Source organism: Acinetobacter sp. ANC 4470, from assembly GCF_002135335.1.
Taxonomy (GTDB): domain Bacteria; phylum Pseudomonadota; class Gammaproteobacteria; order Pseudomonadales; family Moraxellaceae; genus Acinetobacter.
In genome coordinates, this window is sequence record NZ_NEGC01000002.1 from 53,361 (window position 1) to 72,388 (window position 19,028).

Annotated in this window: 12 protein-coding genes; 8 read left to right on the forward strand and 4 right to left on the reverse strand. The window is 39.3% G+C overall.

Going from position 1 to position 19,028, the window contains the following annotated elements; genetic code table 11:
• The first annotated feature begins 609 nt into the window (after nt 1-609).
• Nucleotides 610-2,136 (forward strand): fumarate hydratase, encoded by a 1,527-nt coding sequence (locus tag B9T25_RS03405; protein ID WP_086187090.1) that lies wholly within the window; start codon nt 610-612, stop codon nt 2,134-2,136.
• A gap of 100 nt (nt 2,137-2,236) precedes the next feature.
• Here the strand turns inward: B9T25_RS03405 and B9T25_RS03410 are convergent, their stop codons facing one another.
• The 4 genes from B9T25_RS03410 to tig form a co-directional block, all read right to left on the reverse strand.
• Complete coding sequence (locus B9T25_RS03410; RefSeq protein WP_086187091.1) at nt 2,237-2,950, reverse strand: DUF2846 domain-containing protein; 714 nt, start codon at nt 2,948-2,950, stop codon at nt 2,237-2,239.
• A 190-nt stretch (nt 2,951-3,140) separates the two neighbouring features.
• Nucleotides 3,141-4,451 (reverse strand): ATP-dependent protease ATP-binding subunit ClpX, encoded by a 1,311-nt coding sequence (clpX, locus tag B9T25_RS03415; RefSeq protein WP_086187092.1) that lies wholly within the window; start codon nt 4,449-4,451, stop codon nt 3,141-3,143.
• Nucleotides 4,452-4,478: 27 nt separating this feature from the next.
• Nucleotides 4,479-5,084: an ATP-dependent Clp endopeptidase proteolytic subunit ClpP gene (gene clpP, locus B9T25_RS03420; protein WP_004649780.1), complete on the reverse strand. Its 606-nt coding sequence runs from the start codon at nt 5,082-5,084 to the stop codon at nt 4,479-4,481.
• Between the two features lie 190 nt (nt 5,085-5,274).
• Entirely contained in the window at nt 5,275-6,609 is a 1,335-nt protein-coding gene (tig, locus tag B9T25_RS03425; protein WP_086187093.1) for a trigger factor, read from the reverse strand.
• A gap of 280 nt (nt 6,610-6,889) precedes the next feature.
• Between tig and B9T25_RS03430 the strand changes: the two genes are divergently transcribed.
• The 7 genes from B9T25_RS03430 (at nt 6,890) to leuA (ending at nt 18,962) form a co-directional block, all read left to right on the forward strand.
• On the forward strand, nt 6,890-9,085 hold the full coding sequence (locus tag B9T25_RS03430; RefSeq protein WP_086187094.1) for a TonB-dependent receptor domain-containing protein: 2,196 nt from the start codon (nt 6,890-6,892) through the stop codon (nt 9,083-9,085).
• A 214-nt stretch (nt 9,086-9,299) separates the two neighbouring features.
• Entirely contained in the window at nt 9,300-11,597 is a 2,298-nt protein-coding gene (locus tag B9T25_RS03435) for a TonB-dependent receptor (RefSeq protein WP_086187095.1), read from the forward strand.
• A 108-nt stretch (nt 11,598-11,705) separates the two neighbouring features.
• Nucleotides 11,706-12,389 carry a Fe2+-dependent dioxygenase gene (locus B9T25_RS03440; protein ID WP_086187096.1) on the forward strand — a complete coding sequence of 228 codons (684 nt, stop codon included), beginning with the start codon at nt 11,706-11,708 and terminating at the stop codon, nt 12,387-12,389.
• A 379-nt stretch (nt 12,390-12,768) separates the two neighbouring features.
• Nucleotides 12,769-15,081, forward strand: a complete 2,313-nt coding sequence (locus B9T25_RS03445; RefSeq protein ID WP_086187097.1) for a catecholate siderophore receptor Fiu — start codon at nt 12,769-12,771, stop codon at nt 15,079-15,081.
• 114 nt (nt 15,082-15,195) lie between these two features.
• Entirely contained in the window at nt 15,196-15,879 is a 684-nt protein-coding gene (locus B9T25_RS03450) for a Fe2+-dependent dioxygenase (protein ID WP_086187098.1), read from the forward strand.
• Entirely contained in the window at nt 15,876-16,979 is a 1,104-nt protein-coding gene (locus B9T25_RS03455; RefSeq protein ID WP_086187099.1) for an alpha-hydroxy acid oxidase, read from the forward strand. The genes B9T25_RS03450 and B9T25_RS03455 overlap by 4 nt, the downstream gene beginning before the upstream one ends.
• A 285-nt stretch (nt 16,980-17,264) precedes the next feature.
• Complete coding sequence (gene leuA, locus B9T25_RS03460; protein WP_086187100.1) at nt 17,265-18,962, forward strand: 2-isopropylmalate synthase; 1,698 nt, start codon at nt 17,265-17,267, stop codon at nt 18,960-18,962.
• The last annotated feature ends 66 nt before the right edge of the window (nt 18,963-19,028 follow it).

Here is a 19,028-nt window from a genome sequence, read left to right on the forward strand (position 1 = left end):
GATTTGAAGATTTGAAGATTTGAAGATTTGAAGATTTGAAGATTTGAAGATTTGAAGATTTGAAGATTTGAAGATTTGAAGATTTGAAGATTTGAAGATTTGAAGATTTGAAGATTTGAAGATAGAGAATCGGATGTATTTGACTTATTTTAAACAAAAAAAGAAGATAAAGCTTAAGCCTGATCTTCTTGTTGACCGTAGAACCAAGTTGCTGCGATAAACATTGAAAAACCAACCACTGAAACAACTGCTGTAATCATGTGCTTTTACACTCTAAATTTAATAAAGTCATTATGTAAAAGTTTTATGACAGCATTATGACAATAATGTCATATTTAATAAAACTCAAAATAATGTTTTTAATTATTATTTTTCAAACAAATACGACCAAAAATATATTTTAAGTCATGCTTTGAATACGATCTTCACCCTGAAATATGACAATCTTTCATCATATTTATGTTAAAAAACACCACAAAAATGACCTTAATCTTGAGTAGAAATACCTATTAAACTTTCGCCCAAAAAGCAGTCAAAATGCCCACAAAACTTGCTTTTTATCTTATAATTTAGCCCGCTAGCTAACAGCCCGCTCAAGAGATATTTGATATGACAACTATTATCAAGCAAGATGACTTGATCACATCAGTAAAAGATGCGCTTCAGTTCATTTCTTACTATCATCCACAAGACTTTATCCAAGCGATGAGCCGTGCTTATGATCGTGAAGAGAACAAAGCCGCAAAAGATGCTATTGCACAAATCTTAATTAACTCTCGTATGTGTGCAGAAGGTCATCGTCCGATCTGCCAAGATACAGGGATTGTTAACGTATTTCTTGAAGTGGGTTTAGACGTTAAATTTGATTTAACCATGAGCCTAGATGACGCGATTAACGAAGGTGTACGTCAGGGTTACCTAGAAAACTCGAACATTCTTCGTGCATCTGTTTTAGCTGATCCTGCTTTTGGTCGTAAAAATACCAAAGACAATACCCCTGCTGTAATTCACTACAAACTCGTACCGGGTAATAAAGTCGACATTACTGTCGCTGCGAAGGGTGGCGGTTCAGAAAACAAATCTAAATTGGCCATGCTGAATCCATCTGACTCAATTGTGGATTGGGTACTTAAAACTGTTCCTACAATGGGTGCAGGCTGGTGCCCACCGGGTATGTTGGGTATTGGTATTGGCGGTACTGCTGAAAAAGCCATGATGCTTGCTAAAGAAGCACTTATGGAAGAAATCAACATGGACGAATTGCTTCGTCGTGGCCCACAAAGCCAAATGGAAGAACTCCGTATCGAGATCTTCGAAAAAGTAAATGCTTTGGGTATTGGCGCACAAGGTCTTGGCGGTTTAACGACTGTTCTTGATATTAAAATTAAAGATTATCCTTGCCATGCTGCTGGTAAACCAGTCGGTATGATTCCGAACTGTGCCGCAACGCGTCATGCACATTTCCAGTTAGATGGTTCTGGTATTGCACATATTCAAGCACCTAAATTGTCTGACTACCCTGCCGTGACTTGGGATTCTTCAACCTCTAAACGTGTTGATCTAGACAATATCACTCAAGAAGAAATGAATTCTTGGCAGCCAGGCGATACTTTATTGCTTAACGGTACGATCTATACAGGTCGTGACGCTGCGCATAAACGTATGTGTGAAATGTTAGATAACGGTGAAGAATTACCTGTAGATTTAAAAGGTAAATTCATTTACTACGTGGGTCCAGTCGACCCTATTGGTGATGAAGTGGTTGGCCCTGCTGGTCCGACAACTGCAACACGTATGGACAAATTTACCCGTCAAGTTTTAGAAGCAACTGGCTTGTACGGCATGATTGGTAAAGCAGACCGTGGTCCAACTGCAATTGAAGCGATTAAAGACAACAAAGCAACCTATTTGATGGCTGTTGGTGGTGCTGCTTACTTAGTTTCTAAAGCGGTACGTCAAGCTGAAGTTGTTGCTTTTGCTGACTTAGGTATGGAAGCAATCTACAAATTTGTGGTTGAAGATATGCCTGTATCCGTTGCCGTTGATGTGAATGGTACATCTATTCATGCCACTGCACCAAAAATCTGGCAAGCGAAAATTGGTAAAATTCCAGTGGTTGATGCTGCTGCGGTTTAATTTTTTCTTGTAAAAAAAGCACCCACTTGGGTGCTTTTTTATATCCACAAATTCGCTTATTTGATCCATAGATAAAGACCTACTTAAGCCGACATAACTTTTACCAAGTCATTGGATTCCATAGTTTAAACGGTTTTATTAACTGTACATCATCCGCTGGATCATATTTTGCAGGTTTCAGCGTTTGCGCTTTTTTACGAATTTTTCCGGTATTTTGATCATTCGCCACAAAGTTAAAACTTTCAGATTTCCACTGGGTAAATGCGATTTCATTTAAGCCTGTTTTTTCAGGCACAATAATTAAAGGGCCTGAAACTTCACGACGAGTACTGAGGTTTTCCTCATCGTATTTAATAAAATAGGACTGTCCTGCATTTACGGTAAAATCTAAATATTTTGGTTTTTGAAAATGTTGCACACCCAAAGGACGACTGGTCGATAAACGATAAGTCCCTGCTGGCAATTCAATCCAGTAATAATGATTATTTAATAAACTGGGAATACGTTCACTATTAATAAAAAGACTGGATGCCACTATTTCCTGACGATTCCATTTGCTGTCGGGACGATACATATACACGATTGCAGCCTGATCGTTTTGTGCATGTACAGGATGGAAGCGCTGTCCGGGTGTTTGATTGACCCAGCCCCCAATAGTAAACATACCAAAACGGTATTGCTCTACCATACCGGGTGCATGTTCAGTATTCACAGGTTTTAAGGTCGATGTTACTTGAGTATGTTCAATAGTAGATTTACCATGACATCCCAATAAAATAAAACTTGCACAAACGGCAATATAGACTTCACGCATGATTTTCCCTCACCGCGTATTTTTTATTTTTGTACTAAATTGAGCACTTCATTTTGATATATTCACTGCGATAATTTGATCGTAATTAGGTGTCCACACCTAATTACCCAGATTAGCATTCAGTTTTATTTTTGGAAATAAAAAACGTGCGAAAACACAAGTTTTCCGCACGTTTCAGACGAATAACGAATTAAGCAGATTTAGAGTTAATCACCTTTAAATCTACTTTAGGCGCAGTTTCAGTCTCTGTTTTTGGCTGACGCTCTGGTTTTAGTTCTGGTTTTTCTCCAGCATTAATCACTGCATCATTCACCACTACAGTACCTACGTCGGTACGGCTTGGTAAGTCATACATCGTTTCAAGTAAAGAGTTTTCTAGAATTGAACGCAGACCACGTGCACCAGTATTGTGTTCTAATGCTTTTTTCGCAACAGCACGTAATGCAGAGTCTTCAAATATTAGGTCAACATTTTCCATACTGAATAAATATTGGTATTGGCGTGTTAAGGCATTTTTAGGTTCAGTTAGAATCTGCATGAGTGCTTCTTCATCTAACTCTTCCAATGTTGCAATCACAGGTAAACGACCAATGAATTCTGGAATCAAACCAAACTTCACCAAGTCATTTGCTTCCACTTGACGGAATAAATCAGACAATTTTTTAGCTTCGTCTTTTTTCTTCACATCAGCAGTGAAACCAATACCGCCTTTTTCCTGACGTTGTTGCACAATTTTCTCAAGACCTGAGAATGCACCACCACAAATAAACAGGATATTTGAAGTATCAATTTGAATGAACTCTTGCTGCGGATGCTTACGCCCCCCTTGAGGAGGAATTGAAGCCACCGTACCTTCGATCATTTTCAATAACGCTTGCTGAACACCTTCACCCGATACATCACGAGTAATTGATGGGTTTTCAGACTTGCGGGTAATCTTGTCGATTTCATCGATATAGATAATCCCTTTTTGCGCTTTCTCTACATCATAATCTGCTTTTTGTAGAAGCTTTTGTACAATGTTTTCAACGTCTTCACCGACATAACCCGCTTCGGTTAAAGTAGTTGCATCGGCCATCGCAAAAGGAACATCTAAAAGACGCGCTAAAGTTTGTGCCAATAAAGTCTTACCTGAACCTGTTGGACCTACAAGTAAAATATTACTTTTCGCAAGTTCTACAGCATCATTAGGTTTATGACCTGAATTGGTGACTTTTAAACGCTTGTAATGGTTATACACCGCAACTGACAATGTTTTCTTCGCAACATCTTGCCCAATCACATATTGATCGAGTGCAGCACGAATTTCATGTGGCTTAGGCAAAGGCTTAGTTGCCCAATCACTAGATTCAACTTGTTGACTGGTTTGGACTAAATCTAAGCATACGTCCACACACTCATTACAGATGTACGCGTCCTCGCCTGCAATCAGTTTCCCGACTTCAGACTGCGTTTTACCGCAAAATGAACAATGTTTTTGTCCTTGAGGATGTTCGGACATATTCACTCCAATATTAAAATCTGAAAATTATGGACGTTTGCTTAACACTTCATCCACGAGACCGTATTCTTTCGCAGCCTGAGCTGTCATAAAGTTATCACGATCGGTATCTTGTGCTAAACGTTCATAGTCTTGACCACTATGTTCAGCCATTAAACGATTTAAACGTTCTTTAATGAATAGAATTTCACGTGCATGAATTTCAATATCTGATGCTTGACCACGGAAACCACCGAGTGGTTGGTGAATCATCACACGTGCATTTTCTAAGCAATAACGTTTGCCTTTTGCCCCTGCATTGAGCAGAAAAGCACCCATTGATGCTGCTTGTCCCATACAGTAAGTCACAACATCAGGTTTAATAAACTGCATGGTGTCATAAATCGCCATACCAGCAGTTACAGATCCACCTGGTGAATTAATATAAAGGTGTATATCTTTATCTGGGTTCTCTGCTTCTAAAAACAACATCTGAGCAACAATTAAATTTGCCATGTTGTCTTCAACTTCACCAGTCAAAAAGATGACGCGTTCACGTAAAAGACGTGAAAAAATATCAAAAGAACGCTCACCACGAGAGGATTGTTCTACCACCATTGGTACTAAAGCGTTATCAATTGTTGGAACATACATACGTTATTTATTCCTAAATTTTTGTTACACAACTCATAATCACAATATGAGGGATAATTGCTGAAATTGCAAAATATTCCCAATTAAATAACAGATATTTTTTATATAAACATTGTGAATTCGGGACATATTTATATAAAAGCATACATAAAAAAAGGCGCATGATGCGCCTTTTTTAGGTCAACTTAGCTTAGCCTTGTTGGCGAGCTTGTTGTTCTTTCAACAATTCTTCGTAGCTTACATCTGCATCAGTCACTTTAGCAGCAGCTAAAATGTGATCAACGATTTGATCTTCTAATACAACAGCTTCGATTTGAGCGCGTTGTTGTTTGTCATTTTTGAAGTATTCAATCACTTCTGTAGGATCTTCATAAGAAGAAGCCATGTCATTGATATAAGCTTCAACACGTGCTGGGTCAACTTCAATTTTAGCATCAGCTAAAACTTTGCTTACCAACACGCCAAGTTTAACAGCTTTCTCAGCTTGTTCTTTGAACAAGTCATCTGGAAGCATGCTGCTGTCAAATGCTTGCGCACCTTGAGCACCAAACTGTTGCGTGAACTGTTGGATCATCTGTTGACGTTGACGGTCAATTTCTTGAGCCAACATAGAAGCAGGAACTTCAACTTCGTTTGCAGCGACAAGTGCATCAAAAGTTGCAGCTTTAACTTGGTTACGAAGACCATTCAGTACTTCACGTTCCATATTTTTGCGAACGTCAGCTTTTAATTTTTCAACGCCTTCTTCTTCAGTTAAACCAAAGATTTTTAGGAATTCAGCATCAATTTCTGGAAGTTTTTGTTTTTCAACAAGTTTAACAGTAATTTTAAACTGTGCAGCTTTACCTGCAAGGTTTTCAGCTTGGTAGTCTTCAGGGAAAGTAACGTCAATCACTTTCTCTTCGCCTTTCTTCATACCAACGATACCGTCTTCGAAGCCAGGAATCATACGACCTGAACCTAAAACAAGTTTAAAGTCTTCAGCAGTACCGCCTTCAAACTTTTCACCGTCAACAGTACCTTCGAAATCAAAAGTTACTTGCATGTCTTTTTTAGCCATGCCTTTTGTTTCAGCCCAAGATGCACGTTGTTTTTGAAGATTCTCAATCATTTGGTCAACGTCTTTGTCGTTAACTTCAGATTTTTTACGTTCAACTTCTAATGTATCAAAAGCTTTCACTTCAACTTCTGGATAAACTTCTACAGTTGCTTGATAAACAAGAGCATCGTCTTTGTTTTCAACTTTATCAATGTTTGGCATACCAACAGCATTGATTTTTTCTTGCTGAATTGCTTCAAATACTGTGTCACGAATAACATCGTTCACAACTTCTTGATAAAGACCTGCGCCATATTCACGACGTACAACATTTAAAGGCACTTTACCTGGACGGAAGCCGTTGATCTTCGCAGTTTTAGCAGTGCGCTTTAAACGAGCTTCAAATTGCTCGTTCACACGGCTCGTCGGTACAGATACATTTAAACGACGGGCAACGCCCGAAACCGCTTCAGAAGTTACTTGCATGGCTTCCTCGATATAGAAATAGTAATTGCAATTTTTAAAGTGCCACATTATATGACAACATTGAAAGATATACAAAGCAGGATAATTTAACCACTATTTTTGCGTTTTTCCCCCATAAAGTCTACGTTTTATGTAAACAAAACTCCTATCTTTCTTCATTAGTGGCACTTTTGTATATTTTTTATTGAAAATGATAAACTTTATCATTACTATTAAGCTGTTTGTTTTTATTTTATTTGTTTTCAATTATTTATCTCGTCCATTTTTGGAATTCTATTTTATGAGTAAGTTCAACCTTCGCCCGCTTAGCATCGCTATTCTAGGAATTACCTCCGCTTCCGTTTTTGCAAATACTAAAACAGAGTCCTCTTCTAAACATCAGCTTTCGACCATTGTGGTGTCCGCGGCAGGTTATGAACAGAAAATTAAAGATGCACCAGCTTCTATCACTGTGATTACTGCAGAAGATTTAAAAAGTAAACGAATTAATTCCATAGCGGATGCATTAGTAGATGTAGAAGGTGTCGACATTAGCCCTACTGCTGGAAAAACAGGTGGTTTAAATATTCGTATTCGGGGTATGGATTCAGAATACACATTAGTTTTAGTAGATGGACGCAGACAGAATAGTACTGGCGATATTTCGCCAAATGGATTCGGAGAGTCCAATAATAGCTTTATTCCACCAATATCAGCCATTGAACGTATCGAAGTTATTCGTGGTCCTGCATCTACGCTCTATGGTTCAGATGCAATGGGTGGCGTAGTCAATATTATTACTAAAAAAGTTTCACCTGTATGGACTGGCGCTGTCACCTTAGAAGGCACAGTGCTTCCGAATAGTTCTGATTTCGGTAATCAACGTGCTGTAGATGCTTTTGTATCTGGACCTCTTGTTAAAGATTTACTCGGTATTCAACTTCGCGCACGAAAAGCTGAACGCGATCAATCAAATGTTGGATATTTGGATGAAAGTGATCAAGATGTAGAATTAAATATGGGGCAAAATCCAACTAAATCTGACTTAGAAACCATTGGTGTTCGCTTAACCCTCACACCTACAGATGATCATGATTTATCTGTTGAATATGAACAAACAGAGCAATGGTACGATAACAGCAAAGGACAATTAGGCACATTAGGTGCGAATGGTGGATATGATAAAGCACAAGAATATAATCGAGATAAAGTTATTTTAGCGCATACATGGCGCAACAAGGTTGGAACACTTGAGTCGAGTATCAGCAACACTCAGACCGAAACGATCGGACGCTTAATTCCTTCTCGTGCACAAGGTGGATCAACTGTTGTCACACCTCGTCTTTTAGAAAGTGAAGATACTATTTTTGATACTAAATTTACAACTGAGCATTTCAATCAACATAAAATCACACTAGGTGGACAATGGTGGGATGCCAGTATCAAAGATGGACTGCGTGTTAACAAAGAAGTCTCTTTTGAACAGCTTGGTTTATTTGCTGAAGATACTTGGGCATTGACAGATCAACTGGCTTTAACACTGGGTTTACGTTATGACAACCATGATACTTTTGGTGATTTTTGGACACCGCGAGCTTATTTAGTATGGAATACCAATGACAATTGGACATTTAAAGGCGGTTATAGCGAAGGCTATAAAGCACCTCGCTTAGAACGTCTTACCAACGGAATTTATAATGTCGGTGGTCAAGGCCGAAGCCCTCTTTTTGGTAATCCTGATTTAAAACCAGAGACCAGCAAAAATTTAGAATTTGGGACTTATTTTAGTAATAATAAAAACTTTGATGCCAATATCACAGCATTCTTTAGTCAGATTGAAGACAAAATTGTCACTGGTAATACAGAATTTAGATGTGATGCTAATGTGAACAAGCAAAAATGTGAAGAATACATGGCGAGTGTAGGTACACCTTGGGAAATGCAGCCTGGTGATACAGATCAAAATGGTGCTAACCGAGGCTGGAGCGTCAGTCGTTCAATCAATGCCGAAGAAGCAGAAATTTATGGTATAGAAACTGGTTTCAATTGGGAATTCGCTCCTGCTTGGAAATTCGGTATGAATTACACTTGGACCGAAACTGAAATCAAAGATAAAGCTCTAGGGAATCCATCACTAAATGATACTCCTGAACACATATTGAATGCCTCACTAAAATGGCAAGCAGATGACAATATTCAACTATGGGCACGCGGTGAATATCGAAGTGAAAGAACACGTTATTTAAAATCATATGAAAATATGACAACTACAGAAAAGAGCGTTTACAATACTCTAGGTGACTTTAAATCCTATGGTTTGCTTCATATTGGCTCTAATTTCATGGTAAACGACAACTTGGATGTTGGAGTTGCGCTATACAATGTTTTCGATAAGAATTTTGTTGACTTTGAAAAAGTTGGTTCTAGCTATTACAACAACTATAGTAATACTCAAGAAGGTCGTCGTGTTCAGTTAAGCACCACCTTTAAATTCTAAAATTCAAAATCCCCATAAAAAACCCTGCTTATGCAGGGTTTTCCTATATAACAATACAATCAATCACTTAATTACAATATGTTACATTATTGCATCTAATATCCCATTTTATTCTATATTGAGAATCGTCAATTCCAATTCAACTTAATAGTGATAAAAAATAAGAATCATTATTATTCTCATACTTTTTCACAGTATACATTTTGAGTTAGAAATGGCCTTCATTAAAACACGCAAAAAAATCGTATCTTCTGCGATTGTGTCATCACTTTCAATAATAGCTGGTAACGCAATTGCACAAGATCAAGTTGCTCAACTTGATACTATTCACACTCAAGCAAAAACAGAACAAAGTTTAAAAATAGATAAATCTGCAAATTCTAAATTTGTAGCTCCCCTTCTTGATACCCCTAAATCAGTTTCTGTTATTTCTAAACAGTTGATTGAAGATACTCAAGTGACGACTTTAAGCGATGCTTTACGTACAGTGCCAGGTATTACCCTTGGCGCAGGTGAAGGTGGCAACCCAAATGGTGACCGTCCATTTATTCGTGGTTATAACTCAGAAAGTTCTATGTATGTGGATGGTGTACGTAGTGCAACTTCACAAAACCGTGAGATGTTTGCCATAGAACAAGTTGAAGTCACTAAAGGCTCTGCTTCTGTTTTAGGTGGTGCTGGTGGTTCTGGTGGTAGCATCAACATGATTACTAAAGTCGCTAAAAAAGGTGACTTTTTAGAAGGTTCTGTTGGCGCTGGTACAGACAATTACCAACGTATTACCTTAGATGGTAATAAAGATTTTGGTAATGGTATTGCTGCACGTGTTGCTGTGATGGGTCACCATAATGAAAAAGCAGGTCAAGCAGACGGTGCAGAATATAAACGTGCTGGTATTGCGCCAAGTATTACTTTTGGTTTAGATAGCGATACACGTGCGACTTTAAGCTACTACTACTTAAAGTCTGATGACACGCCAGATTCGGGTATTCCCTATAACAATCCATTTGCCGCAAGCAATGCAAATGCTGGTCTTAATGGCAATGGTAAACCGATTGATGTTAAGCAAGGTCTATATTATGGCTGGAAAGACCGTGACTTCCAAAAACAGGAAAATCAAAGTGGTACGATCAAGCTTGAACATGACTTAACAGATAATTTGACAATTACAAATACTGCTGTTTATAACAACTCTAAAAATGATTACCTTTGGACGAATCCTGATGATTCCAAGGGTAACTTTTATACCAAACCTTCAGGTGAATTAACTGGTAATGTCTGGCGCCGTGTAAACTCACGTGTTGCAGATACGGATACCTTTACCGACCAGCTTGCATTAACGGGTAAGTTCAATACTGGTACACTAAAACATCGTTTTAACTTGGGTGCTGAATATAGCGACCAAGAAACAGACCGTACGCAATACATTATTAATGGTCTAAATGCAACAGGTAGCGCACATCAAACCTGTTCTGCTGCGTCGATTGCATTAGGTTGGTGTACTTCGGTACAAAACCCAAGTAATGCGCCTTGGACAGGTTCAATCAGTACTGATGGCGCAGACCAATACAACATTCAAAGTAAATCAAAATCTGTTTATTTCTTAGATAGCATTGAATTTAATCCACAATGGATTTTAGATTTGGGCGTTCGTTGGGATGACTATTCAACTGAACAAACTATGGTTGCAGGTCGTTTTAATACAACGACTCCAGCAGGAACTATTGTTAAGCTTGAAAATGATAAAGACTTTATCAACTACCAAGCTGGTATTACATTCAAACCTGTAGAAAATGGCAGTATCTATGCAAGCTATGCGACTTCTGCAAACCCAGTTGGTGTAGATGGTGGTGATGGTTCTGAAGGAATTACTGCAGCAATCAACAATCTCAAACCAGAAGAAGTTAAAACTTATGAACTCGGCACCAAATGGGATGTGCTGAATAATAAGTTGAATTTAACTGCTGCGATCTTCCGTACCGAAAAAGCCAACACTCGTGCAACAGCAGAAGACGGGACTACACGTAATATTGGTGAAACACGTGTCGATGGTATCGAGCTTGGCGTAAACGGTAACATTACTGATAAATGGGCTGTATCTGCGGGTTATACCTATTTAGACAGCGAATTGGTTGACGGTGGTTTTGAAAATATTGGAACTACAGCTGCCCCTATCTATATTTCAAACAGAAATAATGGCAAACAAGTTCAAAACGTTGCTAAAAACTCAGCAACCCTTTGGACAACTTACCAAGTCATGCCACAGTTAACATTAGGTGCTGGCGCTGTTGCTATGGATAAAGTCTATGGTAATGCTGCAAATACTAAATACGTGTCAGGTTACGTACGTTACGATGCAATGGCGCGTTATAACGTGAACAAAAATGTTGATTTACAATTAAATGTAAACAACTTATCTGACGAACGTTACTTCACTAAAGCATATTCATCACACTATGCAACAGAAGCCGAAGGTCGTAGCGCTGTATTATCATTGAACTTTAAATACTAAAATCCAATCAAATAATCCATAAATACTTTATGGGTTATGATTTAAAATAGCCTCATCATGAGGCTATTTTTATAGCCAAAGAATTCATTTTTCTAAAGGTGTATTAGTGTGATTCATCATATTCCAAACGTACTAAGTAAAGAACAAGTTCAATATTTTCGTGATGAAATGGCAAAAATTGAATGGGTCAATGGCAAAGTCACCGCTGGAACGCTGTCTGCGACGGTTAAACAAAATCAACAACTGCCTGAAGACCTTCCACTGACTCAGCACTTAAGTACGATTATTTTAGAATCTTTAGGTCAGCATCCGCTTTTTTTATCTGCGGCGATTCCTTTAGACATTATTCCCCCACTGTTTAACCGTTATGAAAACAATGAAGCCTTTGGTTTTCATGTCGATAATTCAATCCGTCGTATTCGAGGAACCAACGAGCGTTTACGTACAGATTTATCCTGTACCGTTTTTTTAACTGAACCGGAAGACTATGAAGGTGGTGACTTAGTGGTTGAAGACACTTATGGTTACCATGAAATTAAGCTTCCTGCGGGCGATATGATTCTTTATCCATCGACCAGTTTGCACGAAGTCACTCCCGTAACATCAGGTTGCCGTATTGCTTCATTTTTTTGGGTGCAAAGCATGATCCGTGATGATGTTGAACGCCATATGTTGTTTAATTTAGACCAATCCATTCAAAACCTACGTACGCAACTGGGTGATCAACACGAGGAAGTGGTCAAACTGACCAATCTTTATCACAACCTGATGCGAAAATGGGCAGAACTTTAAGAAAAAATTATTCTATAAATTTAATTCTGAAGATTGTTTTTATCAACTTCAGAATATTTTATTTCTTTTCACAAACTTACCAACACACTGGTTTTTATATATTTTACCATTCGATTTATTCCTTTATAAAATTTAGTTCACCTTTCATCTATCGTGATTGTTTTCTTAAATCACTAAGTCTCATTTAAACATTATTTCCATCATTAAATCGGCATATTTCAAAGAAATAACATTGTTAATGATAACTATTATCACTAGAATTCGCATCAATTGTTACTCACCATAACAATACCTCCATATTTACTGCCATTTTGCATCATCTCAAAAGTTGCAGGCAGTAAGGAAATTCTGTCATATACGATATTAGGGATTACCCACAATGACACAGATTAAAAGCCGTAAACATAATAGAACAGCTCCATTGGTTGCTTTAGCTGCATCTCTCCCCCTGATGACACATGCGGCAACACTCCCTAAAGATGAGACAACGGTTCTACCAAAAATTACAGTTCAATCTGAAGTCGAAAATAAATATAAAGCCAATAAAGTTAGTTCAGCAAAATACACTCAACCACTAGTCGATACACCGCAAACGATTTCCGTGATTAAAAAAGAATTATTAAAAGAACAAGGGGCAGCCTCCTTAACAGAAGCATTACGTAACACGCCCGGGATTACTTTACAACTTGGTGAAAATGGCAATACCAGTGCTGGAGACTCTTTCCAAATGCGTGGTTTCGATACCAAAAACTCTATTTATCTAGATGGTATCCGCGATATTGGTGCAATCAGCCGTGACATCTATAACTTAGAACAAATTGAAGTGGTCAAAGGCCCTTCAGGTGCAGAAGCTGGTCGTGGTGGTGCTGGTGGATATATCAATTTAGTCAGTAAGCTCCCGCATTTAGAGAATAGTCAGGAAGTCTCTGCAACTTACAATACAGCCAAACATACACGCCTGACTGCAGATATTAACCAAGCACTTTCTGCTGGAACCGCGATTCGCTTAAACGTAATGGGTCAGGAAGGTGGTATAGACGGCCGTGATTATGCCGAAAATAACAGCTATGCCATTGCCCCTTCGATTGCATTCGGCTTAGACAGTGATACGCGTTTTTACTTGTATTCACAGCATATTCGCCAGCGCAATATTCCTGATGGCGGTATTCCGACCATCGGCATGAAAGGCTTTTATTACAATAATACCGATGCAAAACTGACACAGGCGCAGCGTGACATCATTAATACCGCAGTCAATGCTGCGGAACCTGTAGACCGCGAAACTTTTTACGGCAATATTAATGATCATGAAGATGTTGATGCTGACATATTCACCGCAAAAGTTGAAAGTGATCTGAACGAGAATGTCAAACTCACCAATATTTCCAGATTTGGAAAAACTGAAATGGATCGTGTATTAACAGGTGTTAATGCGTTGGTTATCAGCAATCTGGCGACCCCTAAAGATCCAAATTCATGGTCTGTCGTACGCACGCGTCAAGGGGTTGATCAAGAAAATAAAATTCTCACCAACCAAACTACGCTCAATATCAAGGCTAAAACAGGTTTTGTTGAACACGATATTGTCGCTGGTTTAGAGCTATTACGGGAAGAGCAGTTTAACAATACCTTAAATGTACAAACGCCTGGGCAGGCAATGCCGACAATTCCAGCAGCAAATTTGTACTCTCCTGACCCTTATCAAACATTGCCAGACCTCGTTTATACAGGGGCTTATGCAAATGGGAAAACAGATACTGCTGCAGCCTATTTATTTGACACACTTAAGTTTGGCGAGCGTTTCCAGCTAAATGGCGGCGTGCGCGTTGACTATTATGATACTGAAGCGGATGCATTAACCGTTGCAACCAATGCCACAACTTTAGCCGTGACTAAAACTCCAAGCAATTTGAGCACGCATGGCACGTTAGTCAGCTGGAAGCTAGGCAGTGTTTTTAAGCCGACTAGCGCAAGCAGCATTTACACGTCTTATGCAAAATCCTTCACCCCACCAGGCACAGCTTCTGTTTTAAGTAATACTGCAAGCTCCGCCAATGACCCTACGGCCAAACCGCAAGAAACACATCATTATGAAGTTGGCACAAAATGGACGTTCAATGAAGATAAGCTCATCTTAACTGCTGCGGCCTATCATACTGAAAATGAAAATCAAATTACCCAAGATCCGATTACCTTACAATATATTCCAGAAGGAAAAACTACGGTTAAGGGTTTAGAACTTGGTGCAGTAGGACAGCTTACCCGGGCATGGAATGTATCGGCAGGTGTTGCTTTTATGGATAGCGAACAAGAAAATCAACAGACCTATAATGCAACCACTAACGTTTGGACCGAAAATAATGCCGTACGCTGGTCTCCAGACTGGACCGCCACGCTATGGACTACTTATAGTATTGCTGGATTTAGAGCAGGTCTAGGTGCGCGTTATGTCGATGAACAAAAACGTTCAATTACTCCAAATTCAACTGCAACGACGAACATGCCAGTCATTCCAAGTTATGTAGTATTTGATGCGTTGCTAGGTTATACCTTGAATAATAAAGCATCATTAAACCTTAATATCTACAACCTTGCAGATAAAGAATACATTAGTACGCTAAATAATAGTGGCGCACGTTTAGTGATGGGTCAACCTCGTTCAGCTGCACTGACCTTTAATTATAAGTTTTAAGTCACTTAAGCTTAATTAAGCTGACAAAATTGAGTATAAATGTAGTGTGTTATACCTAATGCACTACATTTTTATTTTTGGGTTCAACCCATTTAAGGACGGTTGATAAGCCTGATGATGTTACATATTCCTGAAGTTTTAACAAAACAGCAAGTGACTGAATTACGTCAGCAATTAGATGCCAGTCAGGCATGGATTCATGGACAACAAAGTGCGGGCTCTCAGGCTCAAAAAATTAAGCATAATCTACAAATTGATGTGAACAGCATCATCTATCAATCCCTTGCTCCCAAAATATTGCACGCCATACAACAGAATCCACTGGTCAAATCAGCAGCATTACCCAAACATATACTCTCACCCTTATTTAATTCTTATCAACATGATGGCAGTTATGGCAACCATGTCGATAGCGCGGTGCAATATTCAACAGCAACGGGACAAGCAATTCGGACTGATGTCTCCCTCACCCTATTTTTGTCGGAACCCGATGAATATGAAGGCGGCGAACTGGTTGTTGAAGATCATTATGGTAGCCATGATGTCAAGTTAGATGCTGGTGATGCCATTCTCTACCCTGCCACTAGTTTACATCGGGTTGAAGCAGTCACTGCGGGCAAACGGGTGGCTGCATTTACATGGTTACAAAGCATGGTGAAAGATGACTGGCAACGTAGCATGTTGTTTAATCTTGATATGACCATTATGAAACTACGCCAGCAAGTCGGTGATTCAGAAGAAATCATCCATTTGACCAGTCATTATCATAATTTATTACGCCAATGGGGCGACCTATGAAAGCTTTTGCTCCCCTCGCTCCGTTAAAACAAATTCCGCCTCATTTACAAACCATTGCCGATTACGAAAAACAAGCACAGCAGCATCTTCCAAGCATGGTCTGGCACTATTTACAGGGTGGCTCGATGGATGAGCTGAGTGTCCAAGCTAATCTTGATCAATTTAAAAACATACAACTGATTCCAAGGCATTTAAATAACCTGACCCAAGGTCATACCGCCTGTGAAATTTTGGGTCAACAGTTTCCTCATCCTATCTTTTTAGCCCCCATTGGACATCAGCAACAGTTTCATCCTGAAGCGGAACTGGCTACGGCTTTGGCTGCTGAAGTACTAGAAAGCAATTTTATTTTAAGTAATTTTAGCAATACCGATATGCGTAGCCTAAAAGTAGAAAACCCATACAAATGGTTTCAGCTGTATTGGCAAGGTGATCGTGAAAAATCCTTAGCCTTGGTTAAACTAGCAGAACAACAAAATTTTAAAGCCCTCGTCATTACCGTTGATTCACCGCATACAGGCATTCGTGATCGTGAGCGACGGGTATTTTTTCAGTTACCTGAAGGGATGCAACATCCACATACACCAACGCATATTCCACTACCTGAAATAGCTGAAAATCAACATCCTGTGTTTAATGGATTAATGCAGATTGCACCGAAATGGGAGGATATTGAATGGATCATTGCACGCACCTCCCTGCCTGTGATTTTAAAAGGTGTTGTGCATCCTCAAGATGCAAAGCTGGCACTGCAATACGGTGTGCAAGGACTGATTATTTCTAATCATGGTGGTCGAGTCTTAGATACCTGTATTTCTCCCCTCACCGCTTTGCAACTGATCAAAGAAGTCGTCCCTACAGATTTCCCTTTAATTTTGGATGGCGGTATTCGCCGTGGTTCTGATGTGTTCAAAGCGATTGCTTTAGGTGCGAAAGCTGTCTGTGTTGGTCGTCCTTATATTTATGGACTGGCAACCGCAGGGGCTTTAGGCGTGGCACATGTGCTTAAAATTTTAAAGGAAGAATTTGAGATTACGATGGCTTTAATGGGAACAGCCACCGTCAATGATATCAATAAAGAATATATTTTGCACAAATAAACCATTTTAAGAAATTTTTTTTCTTAATTCAATCATACCCTGCAAAATAAGGGAATTATTTCCAAGTACTCTATTTTAGAATTAGAATCAAGTTAATCCATTTACAAGATAACCGTGTTTAAGCTTATGAGGTGTTTAATCCACCGCATAAAATTTACGCTACTTTAGGTGAAAATCCCCCGAAAATTACTTGTAAATCGATACAATAGACACAATCTATAAAAGTAGTAAGCAGTTGCCTTTACCCAAGACGCGAGCAACCTATACTGCACAAGGAGTTACCTCATGATGTTAGCTGATCCAAGTAAAAAATATCGTCGCATGTATCAACGTGTAGACTTGCCAGATCGTCAATGGCCGAATAAAGAAATCAATCAAGCGCCTATTTGGATGAGCACAGACCTTCGTGACGGTAACCAAGCAATTTTTGAGCCGATGGATCTTGAACAAAAATTCAAAATGTTCCAAATGTTGGTGAAAATTGGCTTTAAACATATTGAAATTGGTTTCCCTTCTGCATCACAAGTTGACTTTGACTTCACCCGTAAATTGATTGAAGAAGGTCATATTCCAGATGACGTTTATATCGAGGTTTTGGTTCAGGCACGTGATCATTTAATTGAACGTACTTTTGAATCTTTAGCAGGTGCAAAACGTGCCATCGTGCATATTTACAATTCAAACTCACCGACTTTCCGTGAAAAAGTCTTGAATGTTGATGTGGCTGGTGCCAAAAAATTAGCCATGAATGCGGCGACAAAAGTCAAAGAATACGCAGCACAATATCCAAATACGGACTGGATTTTCCAATACAGCCCTGAGTGTTTCACAGCAACTGAATTAGACGTCGCGAAAGATGTCTGTGATGCGGTCACTGAAATTTGGGAAGCATCTCCAACCAATAAAGTGATTTTAAACTTGCCAGCAACGGTTGAAGTTTCAGGTCCGCACGTCTATGCCGATCAAATTGAATGGATGCACCGCAACTTACAACGTCGTGATGGCGTGATCATTTCGGTGCACTGTCATAACGACCGTGGCTGTGGTATTGCAGCTTCTGAATTGGCGATTATGGCGGGTGCAGATCGTGTTGAAGGCTGTGTGTTTGGCAATGGCGAACGTACAGGTAATGTCGACGTTGCTGCAATTGCTTTAAATATGTATACCCAAGGTGTTGCACCTAACTTAGATTTTTCCAACATTAACGAAATCATTGCCACCATTGAAGAGTGTACAGGCTTACCTGTACATCCTCGTCATCCATACGCTGGTGACTTGGTCTTCACCGCATTCTCGGGTTCGCATCAAGATGCGATCAAGAAAGGCTTCGAGTTCCAGAAGAACCAAGACATGTGGGATATGCCTTACTTACCAATCGATCCGAAAGATTTAGGTCGTGACTATGATGCGGTGATTCGCGTCAATTCACAGTCGGGTAAAGGCGGTATCGCTTACTTGTTAGAATCAAATTACAACGTGGTGTTGCCACGTCGTTTACAAATTGAATTCTCGCAAACAGTACAACAAGTCACTGATGAACAAGCCAAAGAAGTCACAGCACAAGATATTTGGGCATTGTTCAAACAGAATTATGTTGCTGCTAAAGATGCACACTACTCTGTAAAAAACTATAGATTGTCTGACGAAAATGGCAGTCAAGTAATTGAATTAGATATCGAAATTAACAGTGAAACTCAACAATTGCGCGGTGAAGGCAATGGCCCAATTTCTGCAATCTTAAATGCACTTCAATTGCCTATTGATGTTTTAAGTTATGAAGAACGGAGTATCAGTTCTGGCGCACATGCCAAAGCTTTAGCCTTGATCGAACTTCAAGTCAAAGGTACAGGTAAATCTGCATTTGGTGCTGGGGTTCATGACAACATCGTGACCTCTTCAATCGAAGCAATTATTGCATGTACCAACCGCTTGATTGAGCAAGGTGTACTTAGCACAGACCAAGTGATTGCTGCTGCGGTATAAGTATTAGCACTAATATTTAGCACTAAAATGACTTTAGAAGGATACCCTCAAGTGGTATCCTTTTGT